We start from the raw sequence: 19,264 nt of genomic DNA, 5'->3' as shown, positions 1-19,264 counted from the left end.
AGTGGGCAAGAATAGCAGGGATCGCGATATTTACCCCATCTCCGTGCGCGAGCTAGAGGTGGTGGAGGTGGAGCAGATCAACTCCGGCATGAGGCGCGTGGTGTTTGGCGGGGAGCAACTGGCCGCGCACGCCTACGCCGGGTTTGAGGTTCCGGGGCTGGTCAGCGACGGCTTCGACGATGACGTGCGGTTGATCTTCCCCGATCCCGCTACCGGCGCGCGGCCCCGCCCCGAGCCCGACGAGCGCGGTGTTGTGCAGTGGACGGCGGAGGTCAAGGACCTCTTCCGCACCTATACGGTGCGCCGCTGGGAGCCGGAGGCCGGGCGGTTGACCGTGGACTTTGCCCACCACGCGGCGGGGCTTGCCGACGAATGGGCGCGCGCCGCCCAGGTGGGCGATCGCCTGTGGGTGTCAGGCCCGAAGAACTGCCTGCGCCTGCCCACCCACACCGACTGGCTGCTGCTGGTGGGCGATGAAACCGCCCTGCCCGCGATGAGCCGCTGCCTGGAGGAACTACCCGCCGGGCACCGCTGCTTGGCCATCGTGGAGGTGGCGCGGCGCGAGCACATTCAGGAGTTGCCCGGCGCGGCGGAGGTGGACGTGCGCTGGGTGGTGCGCGCCGAGGGCGGCAGCCTGGCCGACGCCGTGGCCCAGGCGCAGTTCTTGCCGGGCACGCCCTACGCCTGGGTGGCTGGGGAGGCGGGCAGCCTCCGCCAGATCCGCCGCGACCTCAAAGAGCGCGGCGTGGCCCCGGAAAACCTGGAAGTTACCGGCTACTGGCGACGCCGCGCCGTAGCCCAGGACGAGGAGAAGGCCAACACCGGCTACGCGCTGTTTACCCAGCTTGCCGCGCTACTGGACCCGGTGCCGGGCTTCGCCGTGCGCGCGGCCATGCGGGCGGGGGTGTTCGCGGCGATCGCGGATCGCCCCGACGCCGGGGCGACCGACCTTTCCCAGGCCACCGGCATCGCCCCCGACGCCCTGGTCAGGCTGCTGCGATACCTGGAATCCCTGGGGCTGATCGAGTGCGCCGGGCAGGGGTACGCGCTCACGGCGCTCTCCCGGGAACTGGCGGACGAGGAATCACACATCTTCGAGCACCTGGCCGGGGTGTCCGCCCACCGCACCCTGGCGGTGGCGGGCATCGAGGAGGTGCTGCGCACGGGCGCGCCCCGCCCGGTGCTATACGACGCCGCCGAGTGGGAGGAGGAAGCCGAGGAATCCGCGCAGTGGGTGGCCCCGGCTCTGGTGGAGGCGGTTACCGCCGGTGGTTCTGCGGAGGCTCCCGTGGTGGTGTGCGGGCCGGGGGCGCGCGTGTACGCCGAGGAGTTCACCCGGCGCGGCACCCCGGCACAGGCGGTGGCATGGGCTTCCCTCACTGAGGGGCAGGCGGGGCTGGTGATCCTGGTGGATCCCTTCGGCCAGGCCACCGTGGCGGAGGTGGCCGAGCGGCTGCGTATTCTCGGTTCTCTGGGTGCCCGGGTGGCGCTGCTGACCCGGCTTACCCCCGAGGGGGAGGACAGCGAGCATGACTTCGCTGAGGACATCGTGCGCCTGTGCCTGGACGGCACCCGCGTGCCCACCAGGGGCGACGTGGAGCGCGCGGCCGCCGAGGGGGGACTGCGGGTGGCGCGGACGGTTCGCGTGGGCTGGTCCTCCACCCTGCTGTGGCTAGAGCGGTAGCGGGCGATGCTCCACGAGGGTGCGCATCACCATCGTGGAGGTAATCTTGTTCAATCCCGGCCGGCTGCCCAGGTGATTATCGCGCAGCCGTTGGTAATCCTCTAGGTCTCGGGCCACCACGCGCAGCAGGTAATCGGGATCGCCAAACAGCCGCTCAGCGCTGAGCACCTGGTCAATGGTCACTACCTCCTTTTCAAAGGCCTCGATGGTGGCTCGATTCTCCCGCTCCAGGGTGACAAAGGCGATCACCTGGAGGGAAAAGCCCACGGCGGCGGGATCCACGTCCGCGTGATAGCCGCGAATCGCCCCGGAGGATTCTAAGGAGCGCAGCCTGCGCAGGCAGGTGGAGGCCGCCGCCCCCGTGCGCGCGGCCAGCCCGGCGGCGGTGGTGCGCGCATTGTCTTGCAGGGCAGAAAGAATCGTGCGAGAAAGTCCGTCCATGTGCAAGAATTATGCACTCTTGGGTTCCTTCTTGCCAGGTAGCGATGGAATCTACGCACCTTTGGTTTCTTTGCTGCGTTCTAGGACCCTCGTGTGCATGGATATTGCGCTGCTGATGAGCTTCTGGGGACTCTCCATCCTGATGACCTGCATTCCGGGGCCGGACTGGGGCCTCATCCTGCGCCACGTGATCGGCTCGGAGTCCCGCGCGGCAGTTAACCAGGCCGTGGCGGGAATCGGGGCCGGATACGTGCTCATGAGCGCCGTGGTGGCCGCCGGAGTAGGGGTGATAGTCACCCAACACCCAGCGGTACTGACCGCGATCAGCCTGGGCGGAGCCGCGCTACTGATATACCTGGGTGCCACGCTGCTCTGGGGTCTGCGTCCCGCCGCGCGGGTGGCGGCTGGGGCGCAGGGGCAAGCGCAGGGTAATAAGGCCTCCTCGCCCGTGTGGGAGGGCATGGGCGTGAGCCTGCTCAATCCCAAGGCCCTCATGTTCTTTGTGGCCATGCTGCCGCAGTTCGTGAACACCCAGGCCGCGTGGTCCGTGAGCACGCAGATGTTCACCCTGGGCATGGCGTTTACCGTGAGTGTGGTAGTGGTGTACACCTGCCTGAGTCTGGCCGCGCGCCGAGTGCTGCGGGCCAGTAACCGCGCCGTCGTGGTCATGCAGGGCGCGGGTGGGGTGGCCATGCTGGTGCTAGCGGCGGTGATGGTGGGGAGGTGGTGATTGGTCTGTGATGTGTGTGATGGAGTGGACATTTGGCTAAGGTGGGCGGTATTGACCCTTATCCGTTTATTCCCGAAAGGTTTGTGTATGTCGGCCAATCTCCGTAAGTCCGCCGTGGAGGCGCTGCTGTTCTCCCTCATAGCAACCGTGGTGATGAACTGGCCGGTGACCGACTGGGCGGAGAGTGGTTATCGGTTGCTGGGGGTGGCCACCGTCTTTATTGGCACGTCCCTCATCTTATTTGCCATGTTTGTGGGCGTGAGGTTCCTTGCAGCAAGGCGGAGGGCTTAGTCTTATTCGGCTAGGGGCGGTGCCACTCCCCGTGAACCATTGCTGTGGGGCCGGGGCTGATCTAGAAGGGTGTTATTCTCCGCGCCTGGAGGTAAAAACGCGAAGAGTAGGGATTCTCGGGTGGGACTACCAGAGGTCGATCAACCAGCTAATCCCATCGCGGATGTAACCCGCGATGACGCTGCTGTAGAGGCCGCTACTCTCGCGGCGGCTCCTTTTGTTCGACAGGGCCATGATTCCCACCTCCCTTCTTTTAGAGAGGACGTACCCTTAGCACAGGGCACCGCCCCCACTCGTGGCAGGGACATGTGCCACGGAAGGGATCAAATGTTCGAAGAAATGAAGGTTCCCCCGAACAGCGCTCATTTTATTTTGTGGATAGGTCTATTTGCCGCGCTCTACCCCCTCGGATCCACCGGCACCACCGAGGGCGTCCCCGTCACTGGATCGGGAACCACCAGGCAGCGTAGTCCAAATACTTCCTCCATGAGGGCGGGGGTGAGCACGTCCATCGGTGTTCCCACGGTCACGATCTCTCCTGCCTTCATCACCACCAGCCGATCCGCGTAGCGGGCGGCCTGGTTGAGGTCGTGTAGCACGGTGACGATAGTCTTGCCCTCCTCGTGCAGCCCGCGCAGCAGTTCCATGAGGTCGTATTGGTGGGCGATGTCCAGGAAGGTGGTGGGTTCGTCGAGGAGCATGATCGGGGTGGCCTGGGCCAGGAGCATGGCGATCCACACCCGTTGGCGCTGCCCGCCGGAGAGTTCGTCTACGAGCCGGTCGGAGAGGTCGAGGGTGCTGGTGGCTTCCAGGGCCGGGTGTACGGCTTCTTTGTCTCTCGCGCCACTGTTGAAAGAGGTTTTGGTAGGGGGCGCGCCCGCGCGCCACGAGGTCGGCCACGCGGATTCCCTCGGGTGCAAGCGAGGTTTGGGGCAGGAGGCCTAGTTCCCGGGCTACGTGTTTGGCGGGGAGGGAGTGGATGTTTTTGCCGTCGAGGGTGATTTCCCCGGAGGCGGGGGCGAGCACGCGGGCTAGGGCGCGCAGCAGGGTGGACTTTCCGCAGCCGTTGGGGCCGATGATGGCGGTGAAGGTGCCGTGGGGAATCTCCACGCTGAGTTCCGTGGAGATGGTGCGGTGATCGTAACCGATGGTGGCGCGGTGGGCGCGCAGGCGGGCGGAGGGGGTCATGGCGGGGCCTTTCTTGGGTTAGCGCTGGGTGCGGGCTTGGCGGATCAGGAGCCAGATCATGTACACCCCGCCCAGGCACACGGTGATGAGACCCACGGGTATGGGGCGGTATATCTGGGAGATCACCAGGGAGAGGAGGTACGCGCTGGAGAGCAGCGCGGCCCCCATCGCGCCAGAGGCGGCGAGGCTCACGCCCGCGCTGCGGGTGAGGCGGCGGGCGAGTTGCGGGGCGGTCAGGGCGATGAATCCGATGGGCCCGGCCGCCGCCGTGACCACCGCGGTGGTGCTTACCCCGAGCGCCATGAGCGTGATCTTGCTGCGTTGCACGGGTGTGCCGTGGGTGGCGGCGGTGTCGTCGCCAAGCTCCAGGGAGCGCAGCGCGGGGGCCAGGAGCATGGAGCCCACCAGTACCGCCGCGCCGAGTATGAGCGCGGGAATGAGCCCCGGCCAGGTCACGCGGTTGAGGGAGCCTGCGGCCCAGAATCCCACCATCATGGCGTCCTCCACGCGGGCGCGGGTGATGAGGTAGGAGTTCAGGGAGCCCAGCCCGGCGGAGACCGCGATGCCCACGATGATGAGCCGGAAGCTCTGAACGCCCCGCTGCCACGCCAGGAGGTACACCGCCAGGGCGGTGAGGATGCCGCCGCCGATGGCCGCCGCGGAGAGTGACCAATAGTTGCTCGTGCCCACCACCAGCACCGTGACCGTCACGGCGGTATAAGCCCCGGCGTCAAAGCCGATCACGTCCGGGGAGCCCAGGGGGTTGCGGGTGAGCGACTGAAAAATCGCCCCACCCACGCCCAGCAGCGCCCCGAAGGACAGTGCGGCGATGGCCACGGGCATGCGCCATTCCAGCACGATCACCCGCTGAATCCGGGTGCCCTCCCCGGCGAGCACCCGCAGAACCTCCGCCGGGCCCAGCGGGAAGGAACCCATGCCCATGCTGATGATGCTGAACGCCGCCGCCACCAGCACCAGGATCAGGCATACCACCAGTAGGCGCAGCGGTATGCGCCGGGAGAAGCGCGCGGTGCCCCACTTCCGTTGGGCATAACCGAAGTCGATGGGGGAGTGCTCATAGCCCGCTCACCTTCCTGCGCCGCACCAGGGCGATGAGCACGGGCGCGCCCAGCAGGGCGGTGATGATCCCGGCCTCGATCTCCCCGGGGCGCGCTATCACGCGGCCCACCGTGTCCGCCGCGAGCACCAGCACCGGGGCGGCAAGAATGCTGTAGGCGATGATCCACCGCTGATCCGGCCCCACGAACCACCGCACCACGTGCGGCACCATCAGCCCCACAAAGCCGATGCCCCCGGTCAGGGCCGTGGCCGAGCCCGCTAACAGGGTCAGGGCCAGGATACTCAACACTCGGGTACGCCCCACCTTGGTGCCCAGGGAGGCGGCGAGGTCATCGCCCAGGGCGATCGAGTTCAGCGCCGGGGAGAGCGCGAGCGCCAGCACCAGGCCCGCAGCCACGAAGGGCAGGACGCTCAGGGCATCGCTGAGCGACGCCCCCGCCACCGAGCCCACGCCCCAGTGCCGGATCGCGTCGAAGGTATCGGGGTTAATCAGCGTGAGAAAGCGCGAGAGACCCGTGAGTACGGCCCCCAGCGCCACGCCCGCCAGCACGAGAGTGCCGGGGTGAGCCGTGCCGCCCCGGCCGCTGGCCGCGCCGATCGCGTACACCAGCCCGGTGGTCAGCGCGGCCCCCAGGAAGGCAAACCATATGTACCCCGAGGCGCTGCTGAGCCCCAGCGCGCTCACCCCCACCGTGACAGTAAAGGCCGCGCCGGCGTTCACGCCCAGGATCCCGGGATCGGCCAGGGGATTACGGGTGATCGCCTGGATCAGCGCCCCGGATACCCCAAACCCCGCACCCGCGATGACCGCCACGAGGGTTCGAGGCCAGCGCTGTTCCCACACGATCACCTCGGCCTGCTGCGCCTCGGCCCCGGTGCCGTGGTGGCGCAGGGCATCCCACACCACGGAATAGGGGAGGGGATGAGAGCCGTGAGCCAGGCTGGCGATGCAGGCGAGGAGGAGGCCGACGAGGATCAGCACGAGGCCGAGGAGGCGGCTGCGCGGGGGAGGAGCGGGCATGGTGAGGAGCCTAGCGTGATGAGGCTAGGCAGGGCTAAGTATTTTTTCCTGCCGCCGTGTGACGGGTGGGACTATCGGGAACCCTACCCGGCAGAAAAAGTGAGCTCCCCGCCGCAGGGTATCGTGAGGCGCCGCCGCGGTGCTCAAGAGAATCACAGGAGTCACGCAGCGGCGAGGAAAAAGCCGAAAAATCGCCCCCGCCCCTGACGTCGAAAAGCGGAACGCTAGTCCACGTGCTGCGCGCGCGGCGGGGTGATAAGCGGCTTGGGGGAGTACTCGGCGCGCAGATTGCGCAGAATGGTGGCGTGCTCGGCCAGACGCTGATCTTCCTCGGTCACCGGGGTGAATTGTCGGCTGGGCAGCGCGTGCCCGTCCATGTCCTTGGCGATGTAGGTGACGGTGGCGTGAATGGCGGTTTCGAGCTCCGCGCGGCCCCGGTGGGCGTCGCCGGCGCGCACGTGAATGGACATCTGCATGCTGCGCTCGTCGGTACGCAGCATGCGCGCGTCCACCTCGATGAGGTCTCCGATGGAGATGGGCTGGTAGAAGCGGATTCCCCCGGCGTAGACGGCCACGGTGTGCTCCCCGGACCACTCCATGGTGCAGGCGGTACCGGCCTCGTCGATCCACTCCATCGCGGTGCCGCCGTGCACCTTTCCACCCCAGTTCACGTCGGTGGGCTTGGCCAGGAAGCGGGTGATGAGGCGGGGGGCGTCGGAAGGGCCATCGTAGCTTTGTTTTTCCATCTCGGCCTCGATGGCGCTGCGCAGGGCGATGCGGGAGCGGGCGGCCTCCTGCACCCGGTGCTCCTCCTCGGAGGTGGGCACGAAGGTGGGCACGGGGGTGGACTTTCCGGTGCCGGGGCTCTTGGCCACGAAGATCACCAGGCAGTCGCAGGCGCGGGTGAATACGCCCTCGCGGGGGTCGGCGGAAAAGACCTCGTTGATGATGTGCATGGAGGTACGCCCGGTCATGGCGATGCGGGAGCGTACCTCCACGATGTGCCCGGAAGGAATGGGGCGGGTGAAGTGAATGTGCCCCACGTAGGCGGTCACGCAGTATGTGCCGCTCCACTGGGTAGCGCAGGCGTAGGCGGCCTTGTCGATCCACTCCAGGACGCGCCCGCCGGAGATACCGTGAGAGTCCGCAAAGAGGACGTCCGTGGGTGCCGCCATGAAGCGGAGGGTGACGGAGGGGGATTTAGTGGCAGGGATGGTCATGGATTCAGCATTCTCCGTGGGTTTTATCTCCGTAATAGACCCCACCACCATACCGTGCCCGGTGCCTGGGTATAAGAGGCAGGGATAAGCCAGGCACCGCGTAGATATACTGCCGGGGTGGCTAAGAAGGTTGATCCCCTCGCCGCGCGCCGCGCGGTGGAGGCAGTGCAGCGGTGGGTGCGCGACCCCGAGGGGGCTAATAAGCCCCCGCGCGCGGAGGTGGCGGCGGCGGTGCGCCAGTCCGCCCGCCTGTTGGAGCAGAGCGCGCCGGGGCATTCGGTGGAGGTGCGGGTGCCGCCTTTTGTGGCGGTGCAGTGCATCGAGGGGCCCAGGCATACGCGCGGCACCCCGCCCAACGTGGTGGAGATGAACGCGCTGACGTGGCTGCGATTGGTGCTGGGTGAGGTGGATTACCGGCAGGCCTGCGCGGAGCACGCGGTGGAGGCGTCGGGGGCCCGGGCGGGCGAGGTGGCCCGCTGGTTGCCGTTGTTTAGGCTGGGTGGCTGAGGGTAGCTATGATGTTGCCCGTGGCACTTAGGAACACGCATTGTCCTCCCGTCCCTGTCTCGCCTCCCGTGAACCTCGATGATCGCGGGGAGACCGCACCGCGAGAGGAATGTGGTGTATTCGGGGTGTGGGCACCGGGGGAGGAAGTGGCCAAGCTCACCTACTTTGGGCTTTTTGCCTTGCAACATCGCGGCCAGGAGGCCGCGGGTATCGCGGTGGGCGATGGAGATCGCATCATCGTGTACAAGGACATGGGCCTGGTGTCCCAGATCTTCGATGAGATGCTGCTGGATTCCTTCGAGGGGGACGTGGCCATCGGCCACACCCGCTATTCCACGGCCGGCGGCACGGACTGGAATAACGTGCAGCCGATGTTCCGTACCTCCGCCAACGGCACGGACATCGCCCTGGGGCACAACGGCAACCTGGTGAACTTCATGGAGCTGCGCGACGAGGCCACCGAGCGCGGCGTGCTCGACGCCGCCAGCGCCTCCGACACGAACGTGCTCACCGCCCTGCTTGCCGACGCCGTGCGCGGCGATACCACCGTGCTCGATGCGGCGCGGGAGCTGCTGCCGCGCGTCCACGGGGCGTTTTGTCTTACCTTCACCGATGGGCAGACCCTGTACGCCGCCCGCGACCCCTACGGGGTGCGCCCCCTGGCCCTGGGCCGCCTGGAGCGCGGCTGGGTGGTGGCCAGCGAGACCTGTGCCCTAGACATCGTGGGGGCCTCCTTTGTCCGGGAGATCGAGCCGGGCGAGATGGTGGCTATCGACGCCACGGGTATCCACAGCGAGCGCTTCGCCCAGCCCCGCCACAAGGGGTGCGTGTTCGAGTACGTGTACCTGGCCCGCCCGGATACCGTGATTAGGGATCGCTCGGTCAACGCCGTGCGCATCGAGATCGGCCGCCGCCTGGCCAGGGAGTTCCCGGCGGAGGGGGATCTGGTGATGCCGGTGCCGGAGTCCGGCACCCCGGCGGCGGTGGGCTACGCCCGGGAGTCCGGCATTCCCTTCGGGCAGGGGTTGGTGAAGAACTCGTATGTGGGCCGCACCTTTATCCAGCCCTCGCAGACGCTGCGTCAGCTGGGTATCCGCCTCAAGCTCAATCCGCTGCGCGAGGTGATCGAGGGCAAGCGCCTGATCGTGGTGGATGATTCCATCGTGCGCGGGAACACCCAGCGCGCCCTGATCCGCATGCTGCGGGAGGCCGGTGCCGCCGAGGTGCACGTGCGCATTGCGTCCCCGCCGGTGAAGTGGCCCTGCTTTTATGGCATTGACTTTGCCAGCCCTGGGGAGTTGATCGCCAATTCCGGCGACAGCCAGAACGATAGAGACGTGGCGCAGTCCATCTGCACCGCCATTGGGGCGGACTCCCTGGGCTTTGTTTCCATCGAGCAGATGGTGGAGGCCACCGAGCAGCCCATGTCCGAGCTATGCACTGCCTGCTTCTCCGGGGAATACCCACTGGGCCTGCCCCAGGGCAATCCCAATGCGGATCTGGTGGCCCGCCTCCAGGCACCCCTTGCCCAGGCCTAGTCCACACCTAGTCCAACCACTGACGACCATGAAGGATGAGACGATGAGCCAGAATGAAACGCCCGGTGCCTCCTACGCCGCCGCCGGGGTGGACATTGAGGCCGGCGATCGCGCCGTGGAACTATTTGCGCCCCTGGCCAAGAAGGCCACCCGCCCCGAGGTGCGTGGCGGCCTGGGCGGCTTCGCCGGGCTGTTCGCCCTGGGCAAGTACCGCGAGCCGCTGCTGGCGGCGGGCTCGGACGGCGTGGGCACCAAGCTCGCCGTGGCGCAGGCGATGGGCAAGCATGACACCATCGGCATCGACCTGGTAGCGATGTGCGTGGATGACCTCGTGGTCTGCGGCGCTGAGCCGCTTTTTCTCCAGGATTACATTGCCATCGGCAAGGTGGTGCCCGAGCACGTGGCGCAGATCGTCTCCGGCATCGCGGAGGGGTGCGTGCAGGCCGGGTGCGCCCTGCTGGGCGGCGAGACCGCCGAACACCCCGGCCTGATGGAACCGGGAGAATACGATGTCTCCGCCACCGCCGTGGGCGTGGTGGAGGCCGATGAGCTTCTGGGCCCGGATCGGGTGCGCGCCGGTGACGTGATTATCGGCATGGCCTCCTCCGGCCTACACTCCAATGGCTATTCCCTGGCCCGCCACGTGCTGCTGGAGAAGGCCGGCCTGCCGCTGGACGGTCACGTGGAGGAGCTGGGCCGCACCCTGGGCGAGGAACTGCTGGAGCCCACCCGGATCTATACCCGGGAGTGCCTGGCCCTGGCCGCCGAGTGTGATATTCACACGTTCTGCCACGTCACCGGCGGCGGCCTGGCGGGGAACCTGGCCCGCGTGATCCCGGATCACCTGGTGGCTACCGTCTCGCGCGGCACCTGGACACCGGGGCAGATTTTCCGCACCATCGCCTCGCTGGGCAAGGTCTCTCAGGAGGAGATGGAAAAAACCTTCAACATGGGCGTGGGCATGGTGGCCGTGGTCGCGGAGAAGGATCGGGATCGCGCCCTGGCGATGCTCGCGGCCCGCCATATCCCGAGCTTTGAGATCGGCACGGTGCGCGACGCCGCCGAGGGCGAGGAGCAGCGCGTGGTGATGACGGGCAACCACCCCGGCTACTAAAGCCCCGGCCCCTCTGGGGTCACGCGGCACAGAAAGGGGCGGTATCGCTCTCCGGTGAGGGAGAGGGTACCGCCCCTTTCCGTGGTGGTGAGGGGGAGAGGAGGCCCTAGCGGTCCTTCTCCTCTTCATCCCAGTAGGCGTACTCCGCGTATGGATCCTCATAGTCCGTGTCGTCCTGCGCGGAGTCCTCGTAGGTACTGTGAGGAGCCTTGCCGGCTAGTTCACGCTGTAGGGACTCCAGATCCATATCTGGCGTGCTGTATTTCAACCGGCGTGCAACCTTGGTCTGCTTTGCCTTCGCGCGACCGCGACCCATGGCGATGACCCCCTTGGAGTTTCCGGGCGATCCAGGGTATTCGGATGCCCCATCTGCTTTACGTATGTCTATATTCCTGTAAGACACAATAGCGGTTCCGCTCAAAAATTTCTGCACCGCCTCCGGTATGGCCGGTTTTCAGCAGGATAGGGCCATAAAACTCAACGCCCGCGCAGCCGATCCATTGCGGCGCGGCCGGCCTTGTCTCCCTCAAAAGCGGGCAGGGAGTCACGGTCTACGGCCAGCGCGGCATCGCCGGCCACCAGGTCGGGGCTGTCCAGGGCGGAGCGCTTGATGAGGCCCAGCGCGATGGGCCCTAGCTCGTGGTCATGCACCACGCTGCCCAGCCTCCCCACGCGCCTTCCCCGGGCGGTGATCTCCGTTCCCGGGGTGGGGAGCACCGGCGCGGAACCGTCGAGGTGCAGGCGAACCAAAAGGCGGGGGGAACGCCCGATGTTCTCCACCCTGGCCACCGTTTCTTGGCCCCGGTAGCAGCCCTTATCCAGGTGTACCGCGCCCAGGTGCCCGCCTCGCCCGATCCACCGGGGAACCTCGTGGGGGATGGCCTTGGCGTCGAGGTCTGCGCCCAGTTCCGGTTCGAGGGTATGCACGCGGTGAGCCGTCCATGCCATGAGACCTGCGGGGGCCAGCCCGCTCGAGCGCAGCGCCTCGGCTGCCGCCGCGAGGTGGGGGCGCTCCACGGCGAGGTCGATTCTCCCGCCCTCGACACGCCCCCAGGCAAGGTTCGGGGTGGCGTCGATCAGGTCGGGTTCGGCCCCCAGCACGCTGATGATGCCCAGGGGGGCCTCGGCGATCTCCACCTTGGACCAAAAGATCATTCTGGTGAGGAAGTCACGGAAGGACGCGGCCTGGGCGCGCGGCAGATCGAGGTAAAAGCCGGCCTCCGTGCGCATGACCCCGGCGTGGTGGAGCACGTGGCCCTGGGCATCGAGGTTGAGGGCATCGGCGTGGAAGCCCGTGGGGGCGTCGGCAAGCCCCTGGCTGAGCAGATTGTGCAGGAAATCCGCCGCGTCCTCCCCGCTGACCACAAGGACGGTGCGGTGCGAGCGGTCGATGAACCCCGCTCGCCGCTGCTCGGCCAGGGGATCGCCGTAGTGCCAGGCCACCCCAGGGCTGTCCACGCCACGGGCGAGGGGATCGGAGTCCTGCGCGGGCATGGCGCCGGGCAGGCTGAGCAGGGGGGAGACGTATGCGGTGGTATCAGACACAGGTAGATGGTAACCCCCGTCAGCGGGCATAATTCAAGGTATGGCTGGAACCACCGCGCCCATCATCTTTATCTTGGAGCCCTTCGGCGGCTCCCTGCGCAGGCACAACGCCTCCCTGCCCTCTCTCTTCTGGGATGACGCGGCGGTGACGCGCGGCGACGGCATCTTTGAGACGCTGCTGGTGCGCCGGGGGCGCGTGTGCAACGAGGAGCGCCACGCTCGGCGCTTCGAGGCCTCGGCGCGCGAGCTGGGCCTGCCCGCCCCCGACCTGGACTATTGGCGCGGTGCCACCCGCGAGGCCCTGGCCGCCTGGGTGGCCGAGCGCGGCGAGGACGCGGAGGGTAAGTGTGTGTGGACGTACACCCACGGCCGAGCCTCCACCGGCTACCCCTCGGCCTGGTTGACTATCACGGAGATCGGCCCCGAGCAGCGCGAACAGCGGGAACACGGCGTGCGCGTGCTCACCCTGCCGCGCGGCTTCACCGTGGATGAACAGGCCCGGGAGTGGATGGCCACGGGCGCAAAGACCCTCAATTACGCCGCCGCCATGTCCGCCCTGCGCTACGCGCGCGCCCGGGGCTGCGATGACGTGATTTACACCCACGGCGCCGGGGAGCAGGCCCGAGTGCTGGAGGGGGTGACCTCCACGGTGATCGCGGTGAAAAAGAACGGCAAGATGCGCACCCCCACCCCCGGGGGCACGGTTCTGCACGGCACCACCCAGGCCGCGCTTTTCGATGCCGCCCAGGCCGCCGGCTGGCGCTGCAAGGCGAAGGATCTCACGGTGGCCGATCTCCTCGCGGCGGAATCCGTGTGGCTGGTCAGTTCCGTGCGCCTGGCCGCCAGGGTGACCAGCCTCAATGGTGAAAAACTCCCGGCGCCCGCCAACGAGGCGGAGATTCGGGAGTTGATCGAGAAAGCGGTGGCGGGGATTAACCCACCACGCGGGTGAGTTCCGCGGACATTCGCGGGCGGAGTTCCCCGTCCACCACGCGCTCGTCCACCCAGCCCAGGTGATTATTGGGCATCAACCCGTAGAGCCGCTTGCCCGGACCCAGGGTGGCGGGGCCGGTTTCCGTCACCATCGTGGAGGCGGATTCTAATTCCCAAGCGCGCTCGTTTACCGGCGTGCCGTAGAGGATTTCCACCGCGCCGGTGGAATGGGTGCAGATGAACTCGATGTTGTCCTTGAGGTCAATGCGCACAAAGCCGGACTCGCGCTGATCCAGGTCGCCGGGCTGGCCTTCCTCGTCGATCTTCCAGATGCGGGACTCGTAGGTGAGGTAGTTCTCGCCGTCGTGGGCAAAGGTGATCTGCTGGCCAAAGGAGTACTGCCTGGCCTCGGCGGTATCCGCCTGCCCCTCGCCGCGCCACACGCCCACCAGGGGCAGGAGCGCCAGCAGGCCATCGTGGAGATTGGGGCCCAGGCGTAGGTTGGCGGTATCGGCTGTGACGGGTAGATCTTCCAGGGCGGGGATATTGCGCCCGGCGGTGTTCTTGGACTGCTCGGCGGCGAGGTTCACCGCGTCGCTGCCGCTGCGCGTGGCGGGCTGGGTGCCCTCGGTGGTGCCGGCAGCGCTATTCGTATCGTTTGTGGCGGAGGCGGCGGCGTCGCCGGGGGTATCGGGAACATGGTTGTGCTCGGTCATGCCCACCAGGGTACTGGGTACCCGGCCCGGGGCCGCTACACTGGGGCGGGTGCGTGCGCTGCTGATCTCTAACCCCAATGCCACCACCCAATCCGCTTTTACGCTGCGCCGCGTTGCCGCCGCGCTGCGCGAGGTGGAGGGGCTGCACCTACGGTGCGTGTTTACCCACTACGCGGGCCATGCCGCCGAGATGTGCCGGGGGCTGACCCGCCGGGATTATGACGTGGTCATTGCCGTGGGGGGTGATGGCACCGTCAACGAGATCATCAATGGCCTGCTCGGCCCCGTGGACTCCGCGCCCGCCGCCCACGAGGTTCCGGCGCTCGCGGTGGTGCCCACCGGCTCCGCCAACGTCTTTGCCCGCGCCCTGGGCTATCAGCCCTACCCCGAGCTCCTGGCCAGCCAATTGGCCCAGGCGCTGCGCGAGGATCACCGCCGCACCATCTGCCTGGGCACCTGGAATGAGGGCTGGTTTGCCGTCAACGCCGGATTCGGCATCGACGCCACCGTCATCGAGCGCGTGGAGCAAGTCCGCAGCCGAGGCTTCGCCGCCACCCCCCTGCGCTACCTCGTGGTCTCCACCGAGGCCTGGCTGCGCACCCAGGCCAAGCCGCCCAGCATCGAGGTGCGCGCCACCTCCGGGGCGGGGGAAGTGCTCAATCGGCACACCATGCCCCTTCTCTTTGCCTCCAACACAAACCCGTGGACGTTCCTCGGACCGCTGCCGGTGGTCACCAACCCGCGCAACTCCTTCGATCAGGGCCTGGGGCTCTTCGGACTCACCAGCATCCGAGGCCTGGGCGGGGTGGCGAGCATGCTGCACCTCATCGGGGTGGGGCACCAGCGCTGGTTCGAGCGCTGGATCAAGCGCCGCACCGTGCAGTTCGACGACGCCACCTCCGTGGAACTGATCTGCCCCGAACCCGAGCACTTCCAGGTGGACGGGGAATACGAGGGCGATTACACCTCCGTCACCCTGGGCTGCGTTCCCGACGCCGTGGAGGTCTTTGCCCCGCAGGGCAAGCCGCTCTCCGTGCGCCGCTCGGTGGGCCATGCGCTGCGGGACTTTGTGCGGGTGCGGTAGTGGTGCGGTGACGGCGGTGCGGATGAAAAATAAGGGCGGCAGAGGCAGTTGAGGCCAGAAAGATCCCCGGATCGGCCCGCCCCGCGAGGGCTCTGCGTTCTTTCTCGCCCGTATGACGCCGCTCATATATCGCTAGGATAGCGCCATGCCTCTTAATCGACGCTCCTTTTTCCATGTGATGGGTGTGGGTGCGGCGGGTGGCCTGCTCGCCGCGTGCGGTGATTCCACCTCGTCGTCCAGCTCCACCACCAGCCCTGCCGCCAGCGCCGCAGATGCCGCGCCCTCCACCACCTCGGGGGTGGCCGCCGAGGCCGCCTCGGTTCCCTCCCTGGAGGAACTGGTTGCCGAGGTCAAGGATTCCTTCACCCAGGCCACCTACCGGGATGAGCAGACCGGCCGGGAACTCGCCTATAACGTCTTTCTGCCGCGTGACTACGATCCGCAGGGTTCCTACCCCCTGGTGCACTTCATCGGTGATTCCAGCACGGTGTCTACCGATCCCACCACCCCGCTTGCGCAGTACGGGGCCCTGATCTGGGCGAGCGAGGTGACGCAGGCCCAGGAGAAATGCATCGTGGTGGTTCCGGCCTACACGGAGACGGTTCTTGATGACCACGATGGCTATACCACTACGGAGTGGGTAGACGTCACCGCCCGCTTCCTTCCCTGGTTGCAACAGGAGTACGCGGTTGATCCGCAGCGGATCTATGGCACGGGTCAGTCGATGGGCTGCATGATTCACCTCGTGCTGGGCGGCAAGAACCCGGATCTTTTCACCGCCTTCATGTTCGTGGATGGGCAGTGGGATCCCACGCAGCTGTCGGGCCTGGGGCAGGCTACCTTCCTCTACCACGTGGCCGGGGGAGACGATCGGGCCGTGGAGGGGCAGGAGGCCACCAAGACCATGCTCACGGAGGCCGGGGTGGATTACGCCGTGGCGGAGGAGGAGTGGGATGCCACCGCCGATCCGCAAACCCTGGAGCGGCAGACCGGGGCGCTTTTCGCCCAGGGGAAGAAGCGTAATTTCTCTTCCTTTGTCGCCGGCACGGTGTTGGAGGCTAACCCCACGGGCTTTGATATGGAGCACATGTCCTCCTTCGAGCCCGCGTATAAGCTCACCGGGGCCCGCCGCTGGCTTCTGGAGCAGCGGTCATAAAGAGGTCATAAAACAGCGCCCGGCCCGGGCTAACTCACCGGGTTGTCTCGCCCGTAGTCGGTGTCGTCGTAAGCCGAGTGCTCTGCGGCCTCCAGGGGGGAGAGATCGGAGAAGGCCACGGTGATGTTGCGGCGCTGCGCGGTGAAGTAGATGGAGCCGCCGGAGACGTGCACTCCCTCGGCCTGCCCGGCCAGGGGGAGGGATCGGGTGTCGAGTTCCCAGGTGAATGCCTGGGTGGCGTCCTCGGCGCGGCTGGGCGGGACGTCGCGCAGCTCCACGGGCACCATGCGGAAGGTGGGGCCGTTAAGGCGCAGGGTGGCAATGACGGTGACTGGTTGGTCGAAGCCGGGTGGGGTTCCGGTGAGTTGCACCTCCACGGCGGGGCCGCCGCCGGGGGAGATGTCATAGGGGTTGGAGATGTCCAGGTCGGTCATGCCGAGTTGTTCTCCCACGGCCACCCCGTCGAGTCCGAGTTGTCGGCTAAATACCTCGGCGGTGGCCCCCGTGAGGTCGCCGCTGAGCACCTGGTGGCGATCCGCCTCGATGGCGGTGAGTTCCGTGCGGGCGTTGACCAGCCCCAGCCCGGGGGTGTCCACGTCTAGGGCCTCCACGGAGAGCCGGGGGATCTCCCCGGTGAGCAGCGCTTGGGTGTAGGGCACCCCGCCGAGGTACACGCGGGGGTGTACCTCTAGGTTGGAGTTCTCCGCCACGGCGGTGGAGATGGCGCGTTCCGCGCGGATGGCCGCGGTGGAGTCCGCCGCCCAGGCCAGCGCCGCCACCGCGCCCAGGCCGGTGGCGGTCAGGGCAAGGATCTTCTTCCGGGCAACCACCTTGGCCAGTCTAGTGAGTACCCTGGGCGGGCATGGATATCCGCCTCCTTTCCCTTCCCGGTACCCCCCAGGCTCGCGCCGCGCACGCGCTGCTGGATCGCGCGCGCCGCGCCGACGGCATCGCCCCGTTCTCGGAGCAGTTTGTGCTGGGCCTGGACGATCCGCGCCTGGGCCACCGGCACGCCGTCGCCACGCAGGACGGTGAGGTGGTGGGCCTGCTGGCCCTGGGGGAGGAGGGGGAGCTGGTGGTCGATCCCGCGCACCGCAGGCGGGGGGTGGCCACCCGGCTTATCGACGCCCTCCCTCCCGCACCCCTGTGGGCGCACGGCGACCTGGAGGGGGCCCGGGGGTTGGCGGAGGCTCGGGATATGCGTGCCACGCGCCGCTTGCAGGTATTGGGGATCGAGGGGGAGGCGCTGGAGCGCGCGGCCCAGGCACCTAAGATTCCCGAGGGCTATGCGCTGAGCGACCTGGAGGATCTGAGCGCCAGGTGGGGCCGGGATCGAGTGCTGGAGCGGTGGCTGCGGGCCAATAATGAGGCCTTTGACTGGCACCCGGAGCAGGGCGGTTGGGATTGGGAACGCCTGGAACGCGCGATGGAGGTCTCCTGGTTCGATCCCCGAGGTGTGGTTTTCCTCACTCATGGCGAGGAACTGGCGGGCTTCCACTGGACAAAATGGCACGGGGGAGAAGAGGCGCTGGGGGAGGTCTACGTGGTGGGCCTGGCGGCGGGCTATCGGGGCCGTCATCTGGGGGACCCCCTGCTGCGTGCGGGGCTTTTCCGCCTGGCTCAACGGGGCGCGCGCCGGGTGATTTTATACGTGGAGTCGGATAATCGGGCGGCGCTTAAGGTCTATCACCGTTGGGGGTTCGAGGTGGTAGAGGAACATGTGGTGTACACCCAGGGTAGTTAGCCAAATGGTGGCGGGAAATTAACTTTTTGTTCACGTGGAATTAGTTTTTTAGACGCAATCGGGCTCTACCTTTTGTCTCTGAGCGCGCGAAGGGAACTTTCGTACCCTTCGCTGCCGTACCTCTCAATCACAGAGCTGAAAGGGTTTCCCGTGACCATGAATGTCAAGCGTCTTGCTGCTGTCGTGAGCCTCACCGCCGTTTCCTCCCTGGCCCTCGCGGCCTGCTCGGAGGAGACCGGCTCCGCCGACGGTGGTTCCATTGAGGGCCTCTCCAACGCCACCGGCCAGCTCGTGGCCGAGGGCGCCTCCTCTCAGCAGAAGGCGATGGATCACTTTGGCGTGCAGTACGGCACCCAGGTCAGCGGCGCGAGCCTGGCCTACAACGCCTCCGGTTCCGGCTCCGGCCGCCAGAACTTCGTGGGCGGCACCGTGGACTTTGCGGGCTCTGATTCCCCGCTGTCCGACGAGCAGGTGGATAAGGCCGCGGATCGCTGCGGCTCCGAGGCCTGGCACCTGCCCCTGGTGATCGGCCCGGTGGCCGTGGCCTACCACCTGGAGGGGGTAGACGAGCTGAACCTCTCCGTGTCCACGGTGGCCAAGATCTTCAAGGGGGAGATCACCAGCTGGAACGATGAGGCCATTGCCGCGGACAACGAGGGCGTGGATCTGCCGGACGAGAAGATTCAGGTGATCTACCGCTCCGACGAGTCCGGCACCACGGATAACTTCCAGAAGTTCCTCAGCGCCTCCGTTCCCGATGAGTGGGAGACCACCGGCCAGACCTTCCCCTCCGGCGTGGGGTCTGGCGCCAATGGTTCCTCCGGCGTGGCCTCCGAGGTGGATTCCATCAACGGCGCGATCACCTACGTGGAGTCCGGCTTCGTCGATGAGAAGAAGAACGCCAAGACCGCGAACATTGACTTCGGTTCCGGCCCCGTCACCCTGAACGCGGATTCCGTGGGCGTGGCCCTGGATAACCTCACCTTCACCGGCGAGGGCAACAACATGGTGGTGGATTCCAAGGCCCTCTTTGGCATGCAGGAGCAGGGCGCGTACCCGCTGGTGCTCACCACCTATGAGATCGTCTGCTCGGACTACACCAACTCCGGCGCCTCCGAGGGCACGGCGGATCGCGTCAAGGACTTCCTCACGGTGGCCCTGAACTCCCAGGACGATCAGTTGGAGTCCCTGGGCTACATTCCGGTCACCGGCACCCACCTCGATCGCCTGACCACGGCCGTTGAGGCCATCAAGTAAGCCCGTTTTCTCTTA

The 19,264-nt window shown here is 67.1% G+C and carries 19 protein-coding genes and 1 pseudogene; 11 read left to right on the top strand and 9 right to left on the bottom strand.

All coding sequences use genetic code 11. The annotated features are described in order from the left end of the window. The first annotated feature begins 1 nt into the window (after position 1). Positions 2-1,684, top strand: coding sequence for an SIP domain-containing protein (locus Cocul_RS09905; RefSeq protein ID WP_055123133.1), 1,683 nt, complete (start codon positions 2-4; stop codon positions 1,682-1,684). On the opposite strand, the gene Cocul_RS09900 is transcribed toward Cocul_RS09905, so the two are convergent. Next, positions 1,673-2,125: an Lrp/AsnC family transcriptional regulator gene (locus Cocul_RS09900; protein ID WP_055123132.1), complete on the bottom strand. Its 453-nt coding sequence runs from the start codon at positions 2,123-2,125 to the stop codon at positions 1,673-1,675. The genes Cocul_RS09905 and Cocul_RS09900 overlap by 12 nt on opposite strands. A gap of 97 nt (positions 2,126-2,222) precedes the next feature. On the opposite strand from Cocul_RS09900, the gene Cocul_RS09895 reads away from it, so the two are divergent. Continuing rightward, positions 2,223-2,855 (top strand): LysE family translocator, encoded by a 633-nt coding sequence (locus tag Cocul_RS09895; RefSeq protein WP_055123131.1) that lies wholly within the window; start codon positions 2,223-2,225, stop codon positions 2,853-2,855. A gap of 87 nt (positions 2,856-2,942) precedes the next feature. Next, complete coding sequence (locus Cocul_RS09890; protein WP_055123130.1) at positions 2,943-3,146, top strand: hypothetical protein; 204 nt, start codon at positions 2,943-2,945, stop codon at positions 3,144-3,146. A gap of 398 nt (positions 3,147-3,544) precedes the next feature. Here the strand turns inward: Cocul_RS09890 and Cocul_RS09885 are convergent. The 4 genes and pseudogenes from Cocul_RS09885 to Cocul_RS09870 form a co-directional block, all read right to left on the bottom strand. Beyond that, a pseudogene (locus Cocul_RS09885) lies at positions 3,545-4,256 on the bottom strand (ABC transporter ATP-binding protein). Positions 4,257-4,352: 96 nt separating this feature from the next. Further along, a complete protein-coding gene (locus Cocul_RS09880; RefSeq protein ID WP_055123129.1) occupies positions 4,353-5,399 on the bottom strand; it encodes a FecCD family ABC transporter permease in 1,047 nt (348 codons plus the stop codon). 10 nt (positions 5,400-5,409) lie between these two features. Then, entirely contained in the window at positions 5,410-6,435 is a 1,026-nt protein-coding gene (locus Cocul_RS09875) for a FecCD family ABC transporter permease (RefSeq protein ID WP_055123128.1), read from the bottom strand. A 224-nt stretch (positions 6,436-6,659) separates the two neighbouring features. Further along, positions 6,660-7,655 carry an acyl-CoA thioesterase gene (locus Cocul_RS09870; RefSeq protein WP_055123415.1) on the bottom strand — a complete coding sequence of 332 codons (996 nt, stop codon included), beginning with the start codon at positions 7,653-7,655 and terminating at the stop codon, positions 6,660-6,662. A gap of 117 nt (positions 7,656-7,772) precedes the next feature. Here Cocul_RS09870 and Cocul_RS09865 point away from each other — a divergent pair, with 117 nt between their 5' ends. Genes Cocul_RS09865 through purM form a run of 3 tightly spaced genes read left to right on the top strand, consistent with a single transcriptional unit; the run spans position 7,773 to position 10,814 of the window. Then, entirely contained in the window at positions 7,773-8,162 is a 390-nt protein-coding gene (locus tag Cocul_RS09865; protein ID WP_055123127.1) for a sterol carrier family protein, read from the top strand. An 11-nt stretch (positions 8,163-8,173) separates the two neighbouring features. Next, positions 8,174-9,700: an amidophosphoribosyltransferase gene (gene purF, locus Cocul_RS09860; protein ID WP_055123126.1), complete on the top strand. Its 1,527-nt coding sequence runs from the start codon at positions 8,174-8,176 to the stop codon at positions 9,698-9,700. A gap of 43 nt (positions 9,701-9,743) precedes the next feature. Then, entirely contained in the window at positions 9,744-10,814 is a 1,071-nt protein-coding gene (purM, locus tag Cocul_RS09855; RefSeq protein ID WP_055123125.1) for a phosphoribosylformylglycinamidine cyclo-ligase, read from the top strand. Between the two features lie 106 nt (positions 10,815-10,920). On the opposite strand, the gene Cocul_RS09850 is transcribed toward purM, so the two are convergent. Further along, complete coding sequence (locus tag Cocul_RS09850; protein WP_055123124.1) at positions 10,921-11,130, bottom strand: DUF3073 domain-containing protein; 210 nt, start codon at positions 11,128-11,130, stop codon at positions 10,921-10,923. A 161-nt stretch (positions 11,131-11,291) separates the two neighbouring features. Beyond that, positions 11,292-12,359: a CAF17-like 4Fe-4S cluster assembly/insertion protein YgfZ gene (gene ygfZ / locus Cocul_RS09845; protein ID WP_245622214.1), complete on the bottom strand. Its 1,068-nt coding sequence runs from the start codon at positions 12,357-12,359 to the stop codon at positions 11,292-11,294. 40 nt (positions 12,360-12,399) lie between these two features. Here ygfZ and Cocul_RS09840 point away from each other — a divergent pair, with 40 nt between their 5' ends. Continuing rightward, entirely contained in the window at positions 12,400-13,311 is a 912-nt protein-coding gene (locus Cocul_RS09840; protein ID WP_055123122.1) for an aminodeoxychorismate lyase, read from the top strand. Here Cocul_RS09840 and Cocul_RS09835 read toward each other — a convergent pair. Beyond that, positions 13,292-14,008, bottom strand: coding sequence for a heme-binding beta-barrel domain-containing protein (locus Cocul_RS09835; protein ID WP_082422282.1), 717 nt, complete (start codon positions 14,006-14,008; stop codon positions 13,292-13,294). The genes Cocul_RS09840 and Cocul_RS09835 overlap by 20 nt on opposite strands. A gap of 49 nt (positions 14,009-14,057) precedes the next feature. On the opposite strand from Cocul_RS09835, the gene Cocul_RS09830 reads away from it, so the two are divergent. Then, positions 14,058-15,092, top strand: a complete 1,035-nt coding sequence (locus Cocul_RS09830; protein WP_055123413.1) for a diacylglycerol/lipid kinase family protein — start codon at positions 14,058-14,060, stop codon at positions 15,090-15,092. A gap of 145 nt (positions 15,093-15,237) precedes the next feature. Next, entirely contained in the window at positions 15,238-16,248 is a 1,011-nt protein-coding gene (locus tag Cocul_RS09825) for a carboxylesterase family protein (protein ID WP_055123121.1), read from the top strand. A 29-nt stretch (positions 16,249-16,277) separates the two neighbouring features. Here the strand turns inward: Cocul_RS09825 and Cocul_RS09820 are convergent, their stop codons facing one another. Further along, positions 16,278-17,078 (bottom strand): LmeA family phospholipid-binding protein, encoded by an 801-nt coding sequence (locus Cocul_RS09820; RefSeq protein WP_055123120.1) that lies wholly within the window; start codon positions 17,076-17,078, stop codon positions 16,278-16,280. A gap of 32 nt (positions 17,079-17,110) precedes the next feature. Between Cocul_RS09820 and mshD the strand changes: the two genes are divergently transcribed. After that, positions 17,111-17,992 carry a mycothiol synthase gene (gene mshD / locus Cocul_RS09815; RefSeq protein WP_055123119.1) on the top strand — a complete coding sequence of 294 codons (882 nt, stop codon included), beginning with the start codon at positions 17,111-17,113 and terminating at the stop codon, positions 17,990-17,992. Between the two features lie 150 nt (positions 17,993-18,142). Continuing rightward, entirely contained in the window at positions 18,143-19,249 is a 1,107-nt protein-coding gene (pstS, locus tag Cocul_RS09810) for a phosphate ABC transporter substrate-binding protein PstS (protein ID WP_245622212.1), read from the top strand. Positions 19,250-19,264 lie beyond the last annotated feature (15 nt).

The organism is Corynebacterium oculi, from assembly GCF_001412105.1.
In the GTDB taxonomy this organism is placed as follows: Bacteria; Actinomycetota; Actinomycetes; order Mycobacteriales; family Mycobacteriaceae; genus Corynebacterium; species Corynebacterium oculi.
This window is presented reverse-complemented; position numbering and strand designations above follow the sequence as displayed.

Bases quoted from the DNA above. Each gene is read 5' to 3' on its own strand.
- Cocul_RS09870 (WP_055123415.1), bottom strand. From the start codon at position 7,655: ATGACCATCCCTGCCACTAAATCCCCCTCCGTCACCCTCCGCTTCATG.
- Cocul_RS09850 (WP_055123124.1), bottom strand. From the start codon at position 11,130: ATGGGTCGCGGTCGCGCGAAGGCAAAGCAGACCAAGGTTGCACGCCGG.
- Cocul_RS09840 (WP_055123122.1), top strand. From the start codon at position 12,400: ATGGCTGGAACCACCGCGCCCATCATCTTTATCTTGGAGCCCTTCGGC.
- Cocul_RS09835 (WP_082422282.1), bottom strand. From the start codon at position 14,008: ATGACCGAGCACAACCATGTTCCCGATACCCCCGGCGACGCCGCCGCC.
- Cocul_RS09825 (WP_055123121.1), top strand. From the start codon at position 15,238: ATGCCTCTTAATCGACGCTCCTTTTTCCATGTGATGGGTGTGGGTGCG.
- purM (WP_055123125.1), top strand. From the start codon at position 9,744: ATGAGCCAGAATGAAACGCCCGGTGCCTCCTACGCCGCCGCCGGGGTG.
- Cocul_RS09890 (WP_055123130.1), top strand. From the start codon at position 2,943: ATGTCGGCCAATCTCCGTAAGTCCGCCGTGGAGGCGCTGCTGTTCTCC.
- Cocul_RS09875 (WP_055123128.1), bottom strand. From the start codon at position 6,435: ATGCCCGCTCCTCCCCCGCGCAGCCGCCTCCTCGGCCTCGTGCTGATC.
- Cocul_RS09895 (WP_055123131.1), top strand. From the start codon at position 2,223: ATGGATATTGCGCTGCTGATGAGCTTCTGGGGACTCTCCATCCTGATG.
- Cocul_RS09900 (WP_055123132.1), bottom strand. From the start codon at position 2,125: ATGGACGGACTTTCTCGCACGATTCTTTCTGCCCTGCAAGACAATGCG.
- purF (WP_055123126.1), top strand. From the start codon at position 8,174: ATGTTGCCCGTGGCACTTAGGAACACGCATTGTCCTCCCGTCCCTGTC.
- mshD (WP_055123119.1), top strand. From the start codon at position 17,111: ATGGATATCCGCCTCCTTTCCCTTCCCGGTACCCCCCAGGCTCGCGCC.